At 46.7% G+C, this 20,283-nt stretch carries 14 protein-coding genes; 6 read left to right on the forward strand and 8 right to left on the reverse strand.

Features of this window, described 5'->3' with window-relative positions:
* The 3 genes from EPL05_RS23325 to EPL05_RS23335 form a co-directional block, all read right to left on the reverse strand.
* Positions 1–6,163, reverse strand: a 6,163-nt coding sequence (locus EPL05_RS23325; protein ID WP_134240090.1) for a cadherin-like beta sandwich domain-containing protein, incomplete at its 3' end; no start/stop codon positions are given.
* Positions 6,164–6,472: 309 nt separating this feature from the next.
* Positions 6,473–7,018 (reverse strand): phage tail protein, encoded by a 546-nt coding sequence (locus EPL05_RS23330; RefSeq protein ID WP_128536402.1) that lies wholly within the window; start codon positions 7,016–7,018, stop codon positions 6,473–6,475.
* A gap of 50 nt (positions 7,019–7,068) precedes the next feature.
* The gene (locus tag EPL05_RS23335) at positions 7,069–7,614 is read right to left on the reverse strand and encodes a phage tail protein (protein ID WP_128536403.1); all 546 of its coding nucleotides are present in this window, start codon (positions 7,612–7,614) and stop codon (positions 7,069–7,071) included.
* Positions 7,615–8,094: 480 nt separating this feature from the next.
* Here EPL05_RS23335 and EPL05_RS23340 point away from each other — a divergent pair, with 480 nt between their 5' ends.
* The 4 genes from EPL05_RS23340 to EPL05_RS23355 are packed head-to-tail and all read left to right on the forward strand — an operon-like array spanning position 8,095 to position 10,784.
* The gene (locus tag EPL05_RS23340; protein ID WP_128536404.1) at positions 8,095–8,679 is read left to right on the forward strand and encodes a hypothetical protein; all 585 of its coding nucleotides are present in this window, start codon (positions 8,095–8,097) and stop codon (positions 8,677–8,679) included.
* 6 nt (positions 8,680–8,685) lie between these two features.
* Positions 8,686–9,360: a hypothetical protein gene (locus tag EPL05_RS23345; protein ID WP_208394825.1), complete on the forward strand. Its 675-nt coding sequence runs from the start codon at positions 8,686–8,688 to the stop codon at positions 9,358–9,360.
* Positions 9,327–10,115 (forward strand): sensor histidine kinase, encoded by a 789-nt coding sequence (locus EPL05_RS23350; RefSeq protein ID WP_128536406.1) that lies wholly within the window; start codon positions 9,327–9,329, stop codon positions 10,113–10,115. The genes EPL05_RS23345 and EPL05_RS23350 overlap by 34 nt, the downstream gene beginning before the upstream one ends.
* A gap of 12 nt (positions 10,116–10,127) precedes the next feature.
* Positions 10,128–10,784, forward strand: coding sequence for a response regulator transcription factor (locus tag EPL05_RS23355; protein WP_128536407.1), 657 nt, complete (start codon positions 10,128–10,130; stop codon positions 10,782–10,784).
* A gap of 167 nt (positions 10,785–10,951) precedes the next feature.
* On the opposite strand, the gene EPL05_RS23360 is transcribed toward EPL05_RS23355, so the two are convergent.
* Positions 10,952–12,262, reverse strand: a complete 1,311-nt coding sequence (locus tag EPL05_RS23360; RefSeq protein ID WP_128536408.1) for a hypothetical protein — start codon at positions 12,260–12,262, stop codon at positions 10,952–10,954.
* Positions 12,263–12,449: 187 nt separating this feature from the next.
* Here EPL05_RS23360 and EPL05_RS23365 point away from each other — a divergent pair, with 187 nt between their 5' ends.
* Entirely contained in the window at positions 12,450–13,187 is a 738-nt protein-coding gene (locus EPL05_RS23365) for a DoxX family protein (protein ID WP_128536409.1), read from the forward strand.
* A 93-nt stretch (positions 13,188–13,280) separates the two neighbouring features.
* Complete coding sequence (locus EPL05_RS23370) at positions 13,281–14,468, forward strand: aspartyl protease family protein (protein WP_166727800.1); 1,188 nt, start codon at positions 13,281–13,283, stop codon at positions 14,466–14,468.
* Positions 14,469–14,588: 120 nt separating this feature from the next.
* Here EPL05_RS23370 and EPL05_RS23375 read toward each other — a convergent pair whose 3' ends face one another.
* From EPL05_RS23375 to EPL05_RS23390, 4 genes are all read right to left on the reverse strand, one after another.
* A complete protein-coding gene (locus tag EPL05_RS23375; protein WP_128536411.1) occupies positions 14,589–16,337 on the reverse strand; it encodes an OmpA family protein in 1,749 nt (582 codons plus the stop codon).
* A gap of 8 nt (positions 16,338–16,345) precedes the next feature.
* On the reverse strand, positions 16,346–17,320 hold the full coding sequence (locus EPL05_RS23380) for a PorP/SprF family type IX secretion system membrane protein (RefSeq protein WP_128536412.1): 975 nt from the start codon (positions 17,318–17,320) through the stop codon (positions 16,346–16,348).
* Positions 17,321–19,111 carry a gliding motility-associated C-terminal domain-containing protein gene (locus EPL05_RS23385; RefSeq protein ID WP_166727801.1) on the reverse strand — a complete coding sequence of 597 codons (1,791 nt, stop codon included), beginning with the start codon at positions 19,109–19,111 and terminating at the stop codon, positions 17,321–17,323.
* A gap of 134 nt (positions 19,112–19,245) precedes the next feature.
* Complete coding sequence (locus EPL05_RS23390) at positions 19,246–20,283, reverse strand: NAD(P)/FAD-dependent oxidoreductase (RefSeq protein ID WP_128536414.1); 1,038 nt, start codon at positions 20,281–20,283, stop codon at positions 19,246–19,248.

Consider the following 20,283-nt stretch of genomic DNA (forward strand, 5'->3'; position numbering starts at 1 on the left):
AGGTAAGCGATATCGTGCTGGCCAACGAACCTACCGTGGCGGTATAGTTAAGGTCTGCCGGGCCGCTTACCTGGGTAAGTGGCGATAACGGGTTGGTGGCTATTTTGCTCAGGTAAGCATTGCTGGACCCGCTTTTGTTTACCGTTACGGTATAGTTCTGGGTGCTTGAACCATCCGGGGCGGTTACGGCCATCGTGATCACCGTAGGGCCACTGTTCAGCGTTATGGGATCTGAAGCTAAGCCTGAACCGACCGCCGAGCCGTTAACCAAAATGGTTGAACTTGCTTCTACCGAGGTTGGGATCAGTCTTATGGTTGTTAAGCTCAGCGATACCGAGGTGGTAAAATTGTTACTGGTACCTATCCTGGTTACGGTGGATGATGGTGTAAATTCTATTTTGCTTAAGTAAGCCGATTTTAAGCGGGTTACGGTTACCGCATAGGTTTTAACGCCGCCGTCTGTTGCTGTTACTTCTACAGCAATGTTGTTAGCGCCGGGAAGCAGCGTAACCGGGCCCGAGGCTACCCCATTGGTACTGATTGTCCCGTTTACCTTTACGGTCGCCAACGCGTCGCTTGCCGTTGGTGTTAGGGTGAGGCTGGTTACGGCGTTGGCTACGGTGGCGGTATAAGCTACCGTGTTTTTATGGAAGCCAGGGCTTAAACTGCCGCTGCTCAACGTTAAATTGCTCAGCGTAAAGTCGGCAGCACGGGTCACGGTTAACGTATTAACACTCATAGTTGTACCATCCTGTGCAAGGCTGGTGATCACTACGGAATTAGCGCCAATGTTTAGCGGGGCGGTTATCACACCTGCGCTTAGCGCAACATTGCTGCCGTTAAGCGTGGCGGATAGGCTGCCCGTGGTATCAGCAAGTGACGGTGTGATCGCTATGGATGATATTTCATTAGGTACCAATACCGTATATGAATTACCTGCCAATTGGTCGAATACCGGGGAAAGGGTACCAGTGCTCAATAAGATATTCGCCAGGCCCGATTGATTGGATGGTGCACGCGTGATGGATAAGGTATAAGTCTTTGTAGTGGCACCGTCAGCTGCGGTAACCGCAATGGAATAATGATGCACACCTACACTTAAACTGCTGTTGGTAACAGATGCGCCCGAGGCAAGCGGAGCGTTGTTTACTTTTATCGTTGCATTAGGTTCTGTTGCAGTCGGGGTAAAACTAATTGCGGTAGTACTGTTTGGTAAAGCAACATTGTAAGTGGTATCCGTACTGTTAAACGCCGGGTTTAAACTGCCGGTGCTTAACGCTATGCCTGAGAGCGTAGCATCGACGGATGCGTGCTGCACATTAATGGTATAAGTTTTGGTGGTTTCGCCGTCGCCTGCAGTAATTTTTACGGCAATAGTAGTTGAACCATCTTCCGCTATAGTTACAGGTGCAGAAGCATCGCCATAGTTTACGTAATCACCATTTACCAGCATTTGGAAATAGGTTTGGTTGCCCATAGGCGTTACCGTGATAGCCGGGGTGGCCAGATCTACCTTTGCTACGTAGCTGGTAACGTTCGGATCGAAGGCTGGGCTTAAATGGCCAGCGCTAAGCGTAAGTGTTTTTAACCTGATCGGGCGTTTGATCACTAGGGTGTATAACGTGGTGCTGGTACCATCTGCCGATTTAGCAGATATGCTTTTAACGTTGGTACCTTCAAACAGTGCAACCTTCTTTGGCCCGGTGCCGCCGCCTTCACCACCACTTACGCGGGCTGTTGCCAGCGGGTCGTGCGTGGTTGGGGTGATGGTTACCGAATCTGTTTCGGCGCTTACATCAAGGGCGTAGAATCTAATGTTTGGATCGAACGACGGGGTCATGATGCCTGTGCTGGTAACCAGGTTTGATAGTTTAGAATCGGACGGTATCGGCGATACATTGAAGTAATAAGATTTTATGGAGCCGTCTTCTGCGGTTACGTGTACGCCAACCTGCTCGGTGTTATTGTTAGTAAAGTTTATGGTATAAGGCGTGCCCGATGCAATTGGAACAGCAACTGCAGGGTAAGCTCCTATTGTCATAGTTGAAAGCGGATCGGTTATTGTTGCCACCAATGTTGCCGAAGGAACCCCGTTTGGCGTACTTACCGTATAAAAGTCAGTTGCAGGGTCAAAAGGCTCGTTAAAGCCGCCGCCATTTAACGTTGCGCTTGCCAGTGTGTTAATGGTTGATGCAGGCGTTACGGTTAACGTACCGCCTACGGTGGTAACGTTGTAATTAGAGGCGTTTACGCTACCTACAGGGTAAATATTGTAATCGCCGGCCGCCGAGTTTATGGTTGCATCGGTTGTTAAACTAATAGGTGCCAGGAATGTTGTTGCTTCAGCATCACCGTTTCTATAGCCGCTTACGCTATAAGTAAGCGCCGGGTTTGCTTTAGTTGCAACCTTGGTTTTGTTATCAATAGTAATGGTGAGCGGTGAGCGGTCAACCTCAAAATAGCCGCCCTGGAAAGTAAGCTTATAGTTGCTGTCGTTTATGGCTAAAGTACCCTGGGTCACATTATACGGGCCCGCTGTTTCGCCTGCATCACGTGCTAACGCACCGGTAATGGTAGTACCACCAAGTAAGGAACCCGATACAATGCTGTAGTTTATTGCAGGGTCGGCATCGCCATATATTTTTATGGTAGAACCGCCCGATACCACAACTTCCCGCTGTATGATGTTGTAAGGAGCGCTATGGAAAACAAGGTCGTAACTTGCACCATTGGTTATCGCTAATGTACCTAACGTTGTTGCATACGTGCCAATGGCTGTACCCGGCGTGCGGCCGGGAGCGCCTGACAGGGCATCGCCGCTGGCCACTGTACCGCTGTAATAGTAGCCAATACCAGTGTCTGGGTTACCAAATTGCACATCCTGGCTGAGGGTATAAATATCAATGGCGCGTTTATTAATGGTAAAGTTTGCCGGAGTATAATTAAGGGCATAGCTGGCTGCATTGCTTACCGCAAGTGTGCCCTGCCCTATCGGGTAATCGCCTGCTGCCTCGCCCGTGGCCCTTTCAACGTTGCCGCTGTAAGTATCACCTGCTACCAAAGCGTCAGCTGTATAGGTAAGCGCCGGGTCGGTATCGCCAAAGGTTTTGCTGTTTGCAACGGCTGCAACATTTATCGCCTTTTTATCGATAGTGAAGTTTGAGCCGGTAAAGTTTAGCGTATAGTTGCTGCTTAAAGCCAAACTGTTTTGGCCAATAGCATAAGTACTGAAGGTTTCGCCCGCTGCTCTTGAAATTGCACCGGTAAAACTCTCGCCGTTTGGTAATGCTGCATCTGCCGTGTAGGTTAAGGCAGGGTCGGTATCCCCGTAAGTTTTATTTTTAGCATCGGCAGTAACATTAATGGTTTTTTTGCCGATGGTTAAGTTGTTAGTTGTGTAGGTTAAAGCATAGTTGCTGCTTAAGGCCAGTGTATTTTTGTTGATAGCATATGTACCGAAGTTTTCACCCGCAGCTCTTGACAAAGCACCTGTAAAAGCATCGCTAAAAGCCAAACTCACATCGGTGGAATAGGTTAATGCAGGGTCGGCATCGCCGTAGGTTTTGGTTTGGGCACTGGCTGTAACGGTTACAGGTTTTGCTGTTATGGTTACATAAGCCGTTTGAACGGTTACGTCGTAATTAGAGGTAATCTCTATGAAGCCTGAGCTGCCGTTGCTATAGAATTTCTTGGTACCCAAGGTCATCAGATAAGTGCCCACGTTTTCGCCGGGAGCACGCCCAAATTGGTCACCTGTTGCATCCCCGGGTGCCAATGATCCTGCTATGATCTGAAACTGATTTAAGAACGGATCAACCTCGCCATACACTTTGGTTTTGGCTACGGGTAAAACAGTGACAGGCCTTTTGTTTATTGTAAGGTTTGCGCCTACATAGGTAACATTATAATTGTTACCATAACTAAGGGTGCTCTGATCAATAGTATAAGTGCCAATAAACTTATTTTCGTTTGGCAATACCCTGCTTAATGCACCTGTAGGCGCATCAGAAGCTACCACACCTGTTGCGGTGTAAGTAAACGCAGGGTCGCTGTCGCCGTAAACTTTAGTTTTGGCAGCGGCAGTTATGGTAAGGTTTGCTTTATTTACTGTAAAGTTTTGTACCACGTTTGCAGCCGCGTTGTAGTTAGTAGTGCCCGCCTGCGAAGCCGTGATATTGGCAGTACCCTGCCCTACTATGTGTACCTGGTTGCTAACAATGGTGGCAACAGCAGTGTTATCGCTGGCGTAGGTAATAGGCAAAGGACTATTAATAGTAGCACCAGTTACAAAATCGGCGGTGCCGTAGGTTTTTGCGGTTATGGTGCCAAAGGTTATGGTTTGTGCTGCTTTATCAACCGTAAGAGTTTGCGTGGCGCTCGTTGCCGCCAAATAACTGGCGTCGCCGGCCTGCGAAGCTGTGATGGTGGTGCTGCCCGCACCCACGATGTGGATGGTACTGCCCGAAACGGTGGCTACAGCAGTATTGCTGCTGCTATAACTAACAGTAAGCCCGCTGCTTGCGCTTCCGCCGGCTGCAAAATCGACATTGCCGAAGGTTTTTGAATTTGTTGACGCAAACGTAATGGTTTGCACCGCCTTGGGCCTGTTTACCGTGGTGGTATAAGTTTTGGTAGTTGTACCATCCTGTGCGGTTACAACGGTAGAGATAACGTTATCGCCAATACTTAGGTTTAGGTTACCCGATGCAGAGCCCGATGTAACGGTTGTATTGTTAACCTTTATAATAGCATTTGCCTGATTGCGGGTTGGCGTTACCGTAATAGACGTGGTTGCATTTGTTACCGATGCCGTATAAGAAGTTGTGGCCGCAGCAAATGTTGGTGTTAATGTGCCTGAACTGATGCTGAAAGCAGAAAGCGTTGCATCGTTTGATGGGGTTGCGAAAGTTACAACCGGGCCGTATCCTGTACCAGCTGTACTTGTAGCATAGCTTCTTGCATAATAAGTTGTTGATGAGCTAAGGCCGGTTATACTTGCAGAAAAAATACCTGTACCGCTGCCATTTGTAGTCTTATTGTCCGCTATTGTTGGTGTTTGATTGCTGCTGCTGTATACTACGCCGCGCGCGCTCACAGCGGCGTCGGTTCGGGTAACATTGCCCCCTAAAGTTGCCGATGCAGCGGTAATACCGCTTGCGGCGGTAGTTGTTAGCGCCGGAACGTATGCCGATGCCATAGCTGATACTGTTACAGCATTGGGATAACTGGTTAACGACAGTACAGTTGTAACATCACCTGTAGTTAAATTTACTGCTTTAATGGCCCTGTTTGCTATTAAGGCTTCATAAATATACGCCCTGTTGTTGCCTGCGTCCAAAAGCATACACTGGCCCGGAGAACCGGTAACCTGTGCTTTTATTACAATCGTAGTGCTTGCTCCGGGTAATATCTTGTTCAATGCATCCGTAGCGCCAAGGTTTGTTGCCGACCCATCATTCGTTAAATAGTAGATGTAGCCTGTTGGTGAGTCATACGCTATATCAACAACAGTTCCGGCATTTATTGTGGCAGAAGCCGTAATTGTTTTGGAGGTCAGGTCGAACGTTTTTATACCCCTGTTTGCAGGTACGCTTTCATAAATAAACACCCGGCTATTAGCCACATCAAGCGCCAAAAATAAGGGAGATGTGGTAATTGATGAAGCGATTAATGTAGGCGTTGTTTCTGTTGGTTTAACTTTATATATCGCATCCGAAACATCCAGCGCTATACCACCGCTTGTTGTTGTAAAGTAAATATAGTCGGTAGCTGCATCATACCGCATGCAACTCACATTGTAAGGAACAGAGATACTTGCAGTGATCGCTCCGGTTCCGGAATTAACTACTTTGATAGATTTTTGCGCGGCAAGCCCTTCATAAATAAATAGCCGGCTATTTGCCAGATCCTGCTCTATCCGTACAGGTGAGTTGGAAAATGACGAAACCATCCTGGTATTGCTGGTGCCGTCGTAATTCATCCGGTTTAACGCATCATCCGTATTGAGCGACGATGCACTGGCATCAGACGTGAGATAGTATACCTGCGCACGGCTAACATTGCTGGCACACAAAAACAATAACACTAACATCACCAGAGCTTTGCAAGAAAAATGCGCTTTTCTTGTTAAATAAAGCTGTAATAAAAGTAAAGATTTTTCCATAATGAATTGATTGTATTATTTATTTTTTGCCGGCCAAAACCGTTATACTGTACAGATTAACTTTCGCCCGGTTTAACTGTAAACCTGTATGCCGGGCAGGCGTGCAGGTATTATATGTATAAAGTTTATGCTGGCAATTGTAATGCGCTGCATAAAGCTTGTTATTTACGAAGTAAGAGGTGGCCGTTTTTGCGCCGGGTATACTATGGCTAAATAGCAACGCTTAGGTGCCTTTGCAACTAAGTTGTAATGTAAAAATAACAGCCCCCTTTACACATTTTTTAGCAAGGGGGCTGCCTATGTAATTAACTAATCTTGCGGAGGATATGGCCCTTCAATACATATAATATAGTTTATACCGAGTACAGGGGGTGTAGTCTTAACCGGCTGATTATCGCCCGTGTAAGAAACGCTTTTGGGATTTAAAGCCGCAAGCGCAAAAACAGGATCGGTACCGTCGTTGTAGGTGTTAATTGACGCACCAGTAGAACCATCAGCAGGCACCGACAGATAATTATTAAGCGGATCTGACTGGTTAGACGCAGTAGTTACCGCGTGTAATGCATGGCTGTGAGATGGCAATTGCTGTGGCGTTAAGGTAAAGCCTTCTGCGCCTGCCTTTTGCCCGAGTGTGTACGGCGAAAGCCCTTCGCCCTGTCCGGGATGCACCGGTGCCCTGCCTTTTAAGTCAGGAAGTGCGAAAGTATTTACGCCGTCGCCGCCGTAAGTTGTGCCGAGCAATGAAAAAAGAGCCGAATATTGAGCTGTCGACAAAAGTTTTCCGTCGCAAAAAGCCCACCCCCTGGGTGCAAATTTACCGGCAAAAAGAAGAACGGTGGCCATGTATTGATCCATAGTTTAAATTGATTATGTGTTAGGGTTTATAGCTGCTAATTTAATATCAATTATGGTCTCGAAGGATAAATACCTGTCCAGGCAATAATAAATTGCATGGCAACAAACGGAGGAGTTACATCTACCGCTTGGTTGCCACCTGCCACCGAAACAGATGCCGGTGCCAATGTTGCACCAGCAGTTGGAGCCTCGTTGTAAAAGTTTATTCCTGCGCCGGTCTCTGGATCGGCATTAAATCCAATGTAGTTGTTGGTTGCATAACCCTGCGTAGCAGCGGTATTATTTATGGCAACAGTATGGTTGTGCGCAGGCATTTGCTGTGCATTTAAAATAACATTTTGCTGTCCGCCAATTTCACCTAAAAAATAAGTGCCGCCTGGGTGTGAACCGCTAATATTAGTGCACTGCGTAGGGAATGAGCCGCGCAGATCGGGCAATTGAAAGTAAGTAATGCCGTCGCCGCCATAGGTGGTACCCAATATGCTAAATAAAGCGGTATACTGGTTAATAGGCAAACGTTGGCCTTCGCAGGTAAACCAGCCGTTAGGTGCAAAGTTGCCTGCGAATAGTTGGATCGATCCCATTAAAGGTTCCATAGTTGTAATTGTTTAAGGTTGTTGTTTAAAGGTTTATAATTGTTGGGTAAATATAATATATTTAATTGTTAGTAAAAGGTATATTAAATATTAAAAGCTCCTTGTTAATTATTTAAAATGCTAATAAACAGTGATTTATTGGTGTACTGTATACATTTTGTATACGGTTTTTACATATATGACTTATCCCTTTCAGGAATACTTTTAACAACCAATTAATTTATTTAAGTGTACCAGCTAACAATTATTACTATGCACCGACCGGTATATAACCGGTACTTTGTTCCCGGCTATATTTGGTCGCTGGTTTCCCTTAACATTAATTATTTATTACGATCCAAATGTATATGGAAGTTTAAAACTGGTACAGGGTGATAACAGCTTTTTTGAGGGGGTGATTTAAGGGTAAAAAAAGGCTGGATACTTTTTGTGATTATGCGTGCAAATACCCACTTTCGATAACCTTAAAATTAAAACGTTATGACAATCAAACAAACCCTCATGTTAATGGCTTTCGCAGGTTTCGGCCTCGCATCGTGCCAAACAAAAACCGCAGAAACAGCTGCCGCTCCCGGCGGGCAGATAGGCGATGAGCTTAGCTTAGACACCGCTAAAAAATATGTGGAGAATTACAAGCGCCGGGCCGGCATCGTAGATTCGGTATGGGGCGAAAATGGCGGCCTGCAAAAGAAATACCCAAGACCAAACACCCGCTGTGTATGGTTCGACAAAGAAAAACTACGCAAAATACTGGCCGACCTGGATGCAGAAAAAGGAGACGGTGTACGTTTTTACCTGGCCGCTTATGATAGTACTTATAATAAAAATGCACTCTCAAAAACACCCGACAGGAAATACTGGAACTATAACACCCTGGTAATGGTATCTACCGTGCAGAAAGTAGTTGGCGCAGACACGCTGCACTTTGATTCGTACAGTAAAAGAACCGCTAACGCGCCGGGCAAAGGCTTTATAGTAGGTGCAGGCGCCGGCCCCGAAAATCGTGGTGAAATGTGCCCGCCGCCAAGTAACTGCCCTGCCATTGGTGCAACGCTTATCCAATAATCAAAAATGGGATCTGTTCCGTTGAGCAAATTATTTACCCTAAACACGGTAGCCGAACTTATTTGCTTCTTGATTGCGCTTATATTCCTTTACCGGGATAAAAGCGCGGCCTGGAGGTTGCTAATTGTTTACCTGCTGCTCACCTTTACTGCCGAAACTACGGGCCTTATTATACGCAAAGTGTTTTTATCGCCAAACCTGCCGGTATATAACACCTTTGTAGTAGTAGAGTGCTTTTTTACCAGCTATTTTTTTTATACGCTTTTTAAGCCATACGGCTATAGCGTAAAATGGCTTTTTGGCTGGCTGGCTTTGGTCACGGTAATGTACATTAGCGAACTGTTTTACGTGCAGTTTGCCGACTTTGTAGCCGTAACAGCGTCCATAATGTCTATTGTATTTGTATTGGCCTGCATGTGGTTCTACTACCTAAAACTTACCGACGAGCGGTACGAGCCCTTGCTGCAATCGGCCGAGTTTTGGTGGGTTAGCGGCGCGCTGTTCTTTTATTTTGGCAGCACCGCCTGCAATATCTTTTTTGATTATCTTAAACAAAACGAGGTATCTACCTACAATAGTTCCATCAGGTATATTATTTTTAATGTACTAAATATTATATTGTACTCATTCTGGTCATTTTCATCCGTATGCCGATATCGCCAAAGGAAATCGTTTCGTTAATTGGACTAACTTCCATCGTTTTCCTCATCGCCCCTATCTTCCTGATACGGTATGTACTGCTGTATAATCGCAAAAAGAAAAAACACGAAGAAGAAAAATTAGCTATGGTAAAAACACTGGAAACCGAACTGTTGCGTACCCAAATGGAGGTGCAGGAGCAAACGCTTAAAACCATCGCTTACGACCTGCACGATAACATTGGCCAGCTGCTAAGCCTCACTACCATTACCCTCAGCTCTATCAACCTGGACGATAAGGTAAAAACCGCCGAAAAGATTGCCCTGGTGGAAGATCTTACCGCCCGCTCTACCAAAGAGGTGAAGGCCCTGTCGCGGATGCTGCACAGCGAAGAATTACTAAGCAGGGGGCTGTTTTCGGCTATTGAATTTGAGCTGGACTGGATGAAACGCAGCGACCGCTTTACCATCAGCTTTAAAAAACCCACGTTCGAGTCTTTTACCGACGATGCCGGTAAGGAAACCATCATGTTCCGCCTTTTCCAGGAAATTATAAATAATATTATTCAGCACTCAAAGGCAACAGAAATATTTGTTACTTTGGAGCAAATTCAGGATTCGTTAAAGTTAAGCATACGCGATAACGGCGTTGGTTTTGATGTTGACGCAACCCTGAAACGAAAAACCGGTATGGGCCTGTATAATATTAAAAAACGCGCTGCCATTATAAATGGTACTGCCTCAATAGATTCTACCCGCGGTGCCGGTTCTGTTATAGCCATTACAGTACCTTATTAATAACCATTTACCATGCCCCCCCCCGACAAAATAGATATTGCTATAGTTGACGATCATACCCTCTTTAGACAGGGGCTGATGGGCCTGCTCACCGAAAGCGGCCGCATTAATGTTGTGTTTGATGCCAGCAACGGTGCCGATATGATCCAGAAGATAGGCAAGCAAGCCCTGCCAAGCGTTATACTGATGGATATTACCATGCCCGTAATGGATGGTTACGAAACCACCAAATGGCTTAAACAAAACCACCCCGAAATAAACGTACTGGCCCTGAGCATGTTTGAGGAAGACAAACCCATCATTGAAATGCTGAAAAGCGGCGCGGGTGGCTATATGCTAAAACAATCAAAAGTAGCCGACCTGGTTAACGCCATAGCGGGCATCAACGAACATGCGTTTTATATAAACGAGTTGGTATCTGGCAAGCTGCTGCGCAACATCCAAAACAAGCAGGCCGTTAAGAACAATTTCTCGGACCTTAACTCCAACGAGCTCCGTTTCCTGGAACTTTGCTGCTCCGATCTTACCTACAAACAAATTGCCGACCAAATGAACCTGAGTCCGCACACCATCGATAATTACCGCGAATCGCTGTTCCAAAAGTTCGAGACCAAATCGCGCACGGCCCTGGTGATATCGGCATTAAAAAACGGATTGATAAAAATTTAGCCCATCAAAATTCAGGCTGAAGTTTGCCCGGGCTCAGCCAAATTGCTGGCATAAAAACAAGCCCAAAAAACTGCGTAAAAAAAGACTAAAAAGACCAAAAACCGCCCTTTTTTCAATTAAAAACGCAAAAACACGGAGATTTTCGACAGCATTTTGGGCAATTCGGGCTAAAAGTTGTCCTGGTAATTCACTTTTCCGTTAGAAAGTTTCACGTAATCTACCGAGCCGGTACCCTGAAAACTGAAATCGATACCGATAATTTTGGAGCGGATAATGCCGCTGCTTACCGTGTAAACCAGCTTGTCATCCATGTAAATTTTAGCCACCCGGTTATGCGATTCTACACTAACCTTCACAAATTTGCCAAAATCGGCCCCAAACATGGATAGATCCTGCTTTTTGCCCGATTTAAAATAGTTAGTGAATATAAAGTCAACGTTTGATACACAGCCCTTTACGCAAAGCGGGATGCCTACCGCCGTTCCCTTGCATAAAATGTAGATATGGGTTTGCTGGCAGGCGTTAGCACCACCGCTATAATCGTTTTTCAGGAGGGTTTCAAAAACAAAATCGTCGCTGTAGATCTCCCCAAAATCTTTCACGTTACTAAAAAGCACGTATGGCGCAACAGGCTCTGTTTTAATATTATGCGCAATTATCTGCTGTATGGGCAGGCCCATTTTGCCATCCTTCATTACATCTACGCTATCAAAATATACCGGTACCGGGCTCAGCGTAACTGCTGATACCCAGCCGTTTGATTTGATGAGCAGATCGTGCTGTTTTACAACGCGGTTATTCACAATAAGCTTAGCGTGGTAATAATCGGGGTAATAATAGATAGAGGTGTGCTGCTTATCAAGCTTGGAAACCTTCTGGCGCAGCGTTTTATCCCACGATTGCTGTATAATAACCGAATCGCCGGGCGCTTTTTTGGCGTCGTAATTAAAAATGACTGAATTGGGTACCCCCGCCGTAACCACAGTTTTACTACTGAAGGTATAATCGGCATCTACCACCTGCGGCGGGTTTTTATTTATACTTAAATAGGTGATTACAATGCCCGCAATAAGCGCTATCCCGGCTGTAATTTGCCATATACGCCTGTTGGTTGGATTTATGGGAGCAACTGGTTTAGGCGCGGGGATCTGCCCGGGCTCGGGGGTTACTATTACATCTTCTAATACAGCAACGTTTGTGCCGCCGTTTTTTTGGTGTGCCGTTACAAAACTCCTCCAGCCGCTAAAACCAATATAATGGGCAAGCGTGTCCAGCGTGTAGGTATTGGGCAGGCTATCGTATTTTACCTTGCCCCAAATGCGTTTTAGGGTAACATGGCTTAGGGTTACGCCAGTGCGCTGGTGTATGCGCCCGCTTAGGTTAATAAAATCCTGGTTGGACCAGCTGCGGCTGTCGCCCCATCCGGTTTCGGTTTCATACTGCTGTTTAAGCGTTTCTATAAGTTCATCAAAAGGCATGTGCTATCTCCTTAATGCAAAATTAATATCGCTATTCATTTTGTTCGGGCTTGTATCAACTTGTACCAACTTGTACAGCCGCAGCGCATACAAAATGGTTTCGGCGCATCTACATTTGTATCAGCCAGCCGGTATGCAAGTTATAAAATGTACCCGGCTAAATAACCAAATCTCGCTGATATTTTTTATGGATAAGCTTACAATTACGGGCAAATGGTTTTATGCCGCTGCATTTATAATATTTGGTATACAGCACTTTATGTACGCCGGCTTTGTGGCTACCCTGGTGCCCGCATGGATTCCCTGGCATTTGTTCTGGGCGTATTTTGTGGGCGTCGCCTTTATAATGGCATCCATTAGTATCATCATTAATAAATATGCTTTGTTCTCCAGTGTGCTATTGGGACTTATGCTGGCGATGTTTATCGTATTGATACATATTCCAAACCTGGTTAGCCATCCGCAAGAACCACAGCGCTGGACACGTGCGGTGCAGGATGTGGCAATTATGGGCACAGCGCTTATGCTTGCCGGTGAGTTAAAGCTGCAAACCGCCGGCAAATATTTGTTTGCTGTGCCCATCATCATTTTAGCGCTACAGCATTTTACACATACAAGTTTTGTCACCGCCAAGGTGCCCGCATGGTTCACTGGGGTAGAAGTTTGGGATTACATTGTGGGTATAGTAATGATAATTGCTGTTGTTGGAATAATGAGCAACCGCTACATGGGCGCGCCGGCATTAATACTGGCCATTTTACTGCTCACCCTGGCTTTACTGTACCATGTGCCCCTGCTCCTGACCGATGTACACAACGGCCAGCAATGGACGGGCGCAATGCTGGATATTGCCATTGCAGGCGGGGCATTTATTGTGGCGGCTTTGCCCACGGTTTATTATAAACCGGCCGGCATGGCAACTTAACAACCAAGTAATGCGTACATTTATATAACCACCTGCTATAAACCTCCTGCTGCTATGCCGGGCCGTACTATATATTGTTCTTTTTTGCTACTGATGCTAATTTTTGGCTGCGGCGGGCGGAGTTACGCGCAATTTTTTCAGCTTACAGAGGAGCGTACACATGTTAAAGTGCCTTTTAAAGTGGTACGCAACATGGTTATTATCAAACTAAAAATTAATAATAACGGGCCTTACAACTTTATTTTGGATACAGGCGTGGGCTTTATGGTTATAACAGAACCAAGCCTGGTAGACAGCCTGAATATACCGGACCGGCGTACCCTTAAACTGGCGGGGCTTGGCGAAGGAGATGACTTTGATGCTTATTATACCGAACCCCTAAACATAGAGATTCCCGGGATAAACAGCGTAGGCGTTAGTGCTGCTATATTTAAAAAAGACCATTTTGGCTTATCCAATTATGCAGGGATGCCAATTCACGGTTTATTGGGCTATGAGTTTTTTAACAGGCTGGTTGTTAAAATTAACTTTAATGATAGCACACTAACCGCCTACCGCCCGGGCAGTTTAAAAATACCACGCAAGTACGAGGCCTTGCCCATAACTTTAGAGAACAACAAGCCTTTTTTGAAAACCTGTGTGCGTTTTTGCGATAACAGCGAACGCGAATGCAAGCTGATCGTAGATATCGGCGCGGGGCACCCGCTGTCGCTTGATGAAAACAATGCTAACCCCTGGCCCACGCAAAAATCTATCGCGGCCAACCTGGGCATGGGCTTAACCGGGCCAATAAAAGGCGAAATAAGCCGTGTGCGCCAGTTGAACCTGGGCAAATATAGCCTTACTAATGTACTTTCCTCCTTCCCCGAAAAACGTACCGATAATTCTGTTTCTGCCGAACGGGATGGGAATTTAGGGATGGATGTGCTAAAGCGGTTTATCCTGATATTTGATTACAGTAAAGGCTTGCTGTATGTTAAATCGAGAGGCAACCTGAAGGAACCCTTTGAACGCGACATGAGCGGAATGGAATATTACGCAGGCGGCGATGAGCTTAAACGCATCGTAATAAGCCGTGTGGAACCCGGTTCTGCGGGCGATGATGTTGGGCTGCTTAAGGATGATGAGATCACGTCGGTGAATTTTAAGCCCGTGGCAAACATGAGCCTGGAAGAACTCGACCGCCTTTTTCGATCGGGCGATGGCAAGGGTTTGCTGCTGGAGATCTACCACGAAAAAAAATTCACCAATGTGATATTAACTTTAAAAAGAAGGATCTAAGAAACGTTGAGGTGTTAGTTCGTACGGTTCCCCCGATGCGGGAGACTACAGGTGATGGTGAGGGGAATTGTATGACTAATAATAAGCAAGTTTTTTTGTGCCCGTACTAAAACAGGCAGGCTAATTCGCCATTCCATCATACACAATTTCCGTCCTCCGGTTGAGCTGATGCTCTGCTTCTGTACACGATGCACGATCCGGGCAATTGTTCACCAGGTTTTCTTTACCAAACCAGCCCGCAGATAACCTGCCACGCGATATGCCCTGCCCAACCAAATATGCTATTGCCGCTTCCGACCGACGTTTGGATAGGCCGATATTATAGGTCCCGGATGCGCGTACATCGGTATAGGATGCCAGTTTTACTTTTACCGATGGATTAGCCTTTAAAACGATAACCAGCCTGTCCAGTTCTGTTGCAGCATCCGGCCGGATGTTTGCCTTATCCAGGTCGTAATAAATAATTGCACGTAAGTCCTCAGGCTTAAAGGATTGTTTTGGCGGGCCGGCTATTGCCGGTGCTGGCGGCTGTATTTGTTTTACCGGCTCAGGCAGGCTTTCGTATTTAAAAGTGTAGATATCATCGTTACCTGTACCGCCATCCCGGTTAGAGGAAAAATAGCCCGTTGCCCCGTCTTTAGTCAGCATATAAAAGTCGTCTGCCGTGCTATTTATCGGGAACTTTCCGTTTGACGGTACCGACCATTCAGCACGCCCACCCTTTGCTGTAAAAATATCAAAGCCGCCCATCCCGGGCAAACCCTTAGAGGCATATATTAACGTGCCCGCACCCTGCATTACAGGGAAAGCCTCCTCATCTTTTGTGTTGATGTTTTTACCGCAGTTTACCGGTTTGCTCCAGCTACCGTCCACTTGTTTAAGGCAGTACCAGATATCTGTTTTACCCCCCCCTCCCGGCATATCAGATGTAAAATATAACGCGTCGCCATTAAATGATAAAGCCGCGTGGCTCACCGAATACTCCTTAATATTATTATAAGCGAAGTTTTTAAAATTTCCCCAAACGCCATTTGTTTTTGTGGCCATCACCAGCATTAACCTGCGGGTATACAGGCGTTGGTGGCTTGTTCCCTTTTCACGTTTGTCGATGGGGAGGTCGCTACGCGGAACGCTGGTTGTTACCGTTATCCAGGCAGTATCAGCCGAAGCATTAAACAACGCCGGACCGGCATGGTAATCGCCGTTGAATATTTTGCTGGCATCGGTACTTATTGGCAGTAGCACAACGCTATCCTTAATTGCGCTGTATAGTTTAAAATAGCCGTTGCCGGTACGGTTGTCGGTTTGTTTGCCGCTATCCTCGTACCCATTTAGCCTGTCGGAAGTAAAAACGATGCCTTTTTCACCGTAATAGTTTGTGCCCCAATCTGCATAGATACTGTTGATCTTCTTTTCCAGGCTCACCGTGTACTCTTTGCGCGGTGCGGCCATCCATTTGGCGGCAGAATCGCAGGTGGCAACCTTAAAACGCAGTTGCTCCGGGTTATTTACTTTGGCATAGTAAGCCTGGTATTGTACTTTGGCTTCCTTTAATTTATTGTTGCGGAGGAGCGATTCGGCATAATAATACAGATCGATATCGGCGGCCTTTTCATAAGAAATTGCACTGGCGTACCAGTTTTCGGCATTCTTATTATCGTTTATTAAGCGGTAACACCCGGCTATGCGTTCTACCACTTGTACGTTAGAATTATTTTTGTCGGCCAGCGGAAGGTAAAGGTTTAGTGCTTTAAAATACTCGTAACGTTCAAAAAGCTTATCCGCCAGTTGCTTTTTGCTTAGTTGTTCCTGAGCGGTTGCAACCATCCGGCAATTCAACAATAAGGCTATTATTAATAACTTCTTCATATAGTTTATTAAAAAAACCTTGGACTTATTACCCGGGGCTGCTTTCTCCTAAACGACAAACTTAACGACACCTCGTGCGTACCGCTTTGATAAGTACTCAGCGCGCTGGTACTAAAATCGTACGAATACCCAAACCGCAGAAAATCGTTGATATTAAACTGCGCTATCCCCGTTACGCTGTTACTTTTATCGAGCCCTTTATACTGACCGGATCGCTTGAGATTAACACCTGTATTGTACGATGCCCCCAGCCAGAGCTTTTTATCAAATAGCAGATACGTGGTGAGATCTAAACCAGCGGGGCTTTTAAGGTCGCCTTTGAGCATCACCGAAGGTTTTATATCGATAGTATTACTCAGCGCTATTACAGCACCCGTGGTTAAATACCCATGCGGCACCGGGTTTATCACCAGCGTATTGCCTCCCGATACCGGCTTAGAAAACAAGTTAAGCACCGATGCACCCACATAAAACAACGGTGTGGTGTAGTAAACCCCCAGCCTGAAATCGGCCATCAGCGTATTTTCATTGCCGATGATCCCTCCATCTGTCGGGTCGTTCGCGTTAAATTTCGAGGCGTCTATACGGTACTGTACCAGCCCCGCGCCAAAGCCGAAACTTAGGCGTTTGGTATCCTCATCGTCCAGCCGCAGGCGGTAAGCATAATTGGCGTAAAACGAGGTATTGTTCTCCGGCCCCAGCCTGTCGTTGGTAGCTAAAAAGCCAAATGCAACGTTTTTATTATCGGGATTCAGCACACCATCTACAGATATAGTATTGGTACGTGGCGCGCCATCTATACCCGCCCATTGCAGGCGGCTGCTCAGGTTAAGCGTCCAATCCTCTTTATAACCGGCATAAGCGGGGTTTACCACCAGGCCGTTAAACATATACTGGCTAAACTGCACAGTTTGCTGCGCATAGCTATTTTGCAGGGCAGCACCCATTATCAACAGCAGGCTATACTTCTTCAGCCTCTTCATCTATCGTCTGTTTATATAGATCCATCCTTTGTAAACGGTAGGCTTGTCCGCACCTGTATTCAGTTCCAGCAGGTAATAATAGGTCCCATCGGCAAGGCCGGTGCCATCCCAGTTATTATGGTAATCTTCCGATTTGTAAACCTGGTTACCCCAGCGGTTAAATATCAGCAAGCGGCTCCCGGGGTAACTTGCTATGCCAATCACTTCAAACACATCGTTTTTACCATCGCTGTTTGGGGTGATAATATTGGGAACCTTAATGTTACTCGGATCGGGACTTTGCACCCTGATATCCACAGTAGCCTTTAGCGCCGGGCTTATCACATAGGCCCAGGTGTCAATACTGCGTTCGTTCCCAAAATCATCAGCATCGTTAATATTGGCAGCGGGTTTGCCCCATTTATGGCCATTAACCAAACTGCTTAGCCCGGTGGTGTTCTTTACCGGGTTCGATGGCACCCCCACTTCGGTAATATCGCTGTCGTCCCAGTAAATGGTGTTATCCGGCGAATTGCTGCCGTTGATACGGGTAAGTAATATGCCATTGAGGTTTCGTTCCACATCAAAAAACGGAAAGTGTACCTCCGCCGCAAATAGCGATGCCGTAATATTAATGGCGTAGCTTGCCGCGCTCGGCTTTGCCTGGTTGCCCGCTCCGTCCAACCCATCCCAGCTTACCTGGTTGCCCCCTGCGTTAACAGTGCCGGTAAGCTGCCGGTCTATCGCATCGGTAAAAATGTTATTATGGTTTACATCAATATTAATGGCGTAGGTTCCGTTGCCGGTAGCCGTGAATTTTATTTTGCCGCCGGGCAGGGCGGTTCCGGCGACGCCGTCCATTCCATCGGCACCGGTAAAGCCTATATTGGTTAAGGCAGGTACAACCGGCACATTAATTAACCAGGTAGTACCACCGCCCGGCGTATTGGCCACAGCCGGGAGATCTGCCGAAGGGGTATTGAAAAATATTTTATGCGTGATATCGGAAGGGGTATCGTTGTTAACCGGGCTATAGGCATTAGGGTTATTGGTGTTATCCACGCTTTTGTAGGATGCCGTACCATCTGCGTTGCGGAAGCCTTTGTTGTTTACAAAAAAAGTAAAGCCATTACCAGCCTGCCCGTTATTATCAAGCGTGTAACGGTAGCCATCCTTGGTGAGGGTACTTAATATGGCATTAAAGCCGACATTAAAAGTACCCAGTATGCCCGACAATACATTGGTAAATACCCGCCCGGTTAAAAATGCGGTATTAGTACTATTTCGCACAGATACATCAAACGCGGCCACATACCGGTTGGTGGGTTGGATCCATTGCGCGTTCACCGCTATGGCAGGCGGGTTACCGCCAAAATCGGTACCATCGGTAGGCGAAATAAAGTCGATCTCCCAAATGCCCTCCTGCCCGGCAATAACTGTTTTTGTGAACGCCTGGTAACCGCCCGCGTTAGGCAGCGGGCCCGCCAGTTCCTGGGCGCGGGTACCTATAAAACCAATAGAGGAAGATGTGCCGCTGGTATAAACCGAACCATCCGGGGCACGCATATTAATACTGCCCGATCCCTGCCCCTGCGCGCTTGAGCCTACGTAAATAGTTTCTCCGGCCTTTACGTACACCTTCATGGTGCCTAATGTTGGGAAAGGGTATGAAGGGTTGGTTGTTGTTGTGGAAAGCAAGTAGGCGCGGTTGCCGCCGTTGGCAGCGAGTTCTTTACTCCCCTCGGCCAGCGCTATTTTTGCGGATGATAATAACAGGCTTAAAACCGAGCAGTAGCACAACCATTTACCCATATAAAGTTTTTTAAATATTACGCCCATGCTCAGTCCCGGAAATATTTAACAGCAAAAAATATCCGCCATTAAAAGTAAAAAAAACCGGCGTAAAACAATCATTCAAGCAACGGTTGCAGTGGCTTCAGGCAGATTTATTTCTGCACGCTCACATCTATGCCCATCTCCCGGTACCGTTTGGTTAGAGCATCCTTTTTATGGTTAAAGTGATCCATAAACCAGTTATCGTAACGCGAAAGGTACCAATTGGAAAGTTGGGCGTTTGTGATACAGCTGAGAACGGTTTCTCCCGCCATAATGCCAGACATGAGGCCGCTTAAGATCCCCTGCCCTGCCGCGGGATCCAAAATACCGGCGGCATCCCCGGCGAGCAACAGCCCCGGGCATGCCAGCGGCCTAAAAACGCGCCACTGCATATTAGCCGCCTTAATGGTGGCCGCCTGCGACGATGCGGACAATTCTTTTAAAAAAGCATCGCTGTTGCTTTTATCGGCGAGTTTTGTCCAGGTGTAGTAACCCTTGTTGCTGTAGGCGGTCCATGTCCAGCCATGCGGGTTTGGCTCAAAGTATGCTAATTCACGGTCGGGATTTCCACAGGGGTTATCCTTATCTATGCCTGTCCATGATAATAAAGGGCGACTGAGCAGCTCTTCATCAAATTTCAAATACCGCCCGGCAAAACGGCTACGCCCGCTGGCATCTATCAAATAAGCACAATTAAGCGCTGTTCCGTCAGCCAGTACAACACCTGTTACCGCATCCTCGCTGCAAACTATTTCGTTTGCCCGGCTTACAAACCGTACCTCTACGCCAAGTTCTTTTGCTTTCAGAAGACTATATGCCGAGAAAAGCCCTGGTGCAATGTGATGCCCCTCCCAGGTCTCCCCTTCCACTGTACTTAAAGGCGATACGTTGGCACCTGTTTTTATACCGGTATAAATTCCTTTGGATGCAAAGGCCGTCGCCCCGTCGATCTGTAATTGCTTCAACAAGGTTTGCACACCGGGATGCAGGCTTTGCAGAGGCTCGGGGGGCTGCATCTCAGCATCGGCAAGGTCAATTTCGGGTTGATCTGTTAACAGCATAACGCTTAGCCCTCCCTGCACGCAGGTAATAGCTGCCGCGACACCTGCCGGGCCTCCGCCTATTACTATTACATCAGCAGCAACCAT

The sequence above is a fragment of the Mucilaginibacter gilvus genome, from assembly GCF_004054195.1.
Taxonomy (GTDB): Bacteria; Bacteroidota; Bacteroidia; order Sphingobacteriales; family Sphingobacteriaceae; genus Mucilaginibacter; species Mucilaginibacter gilvus.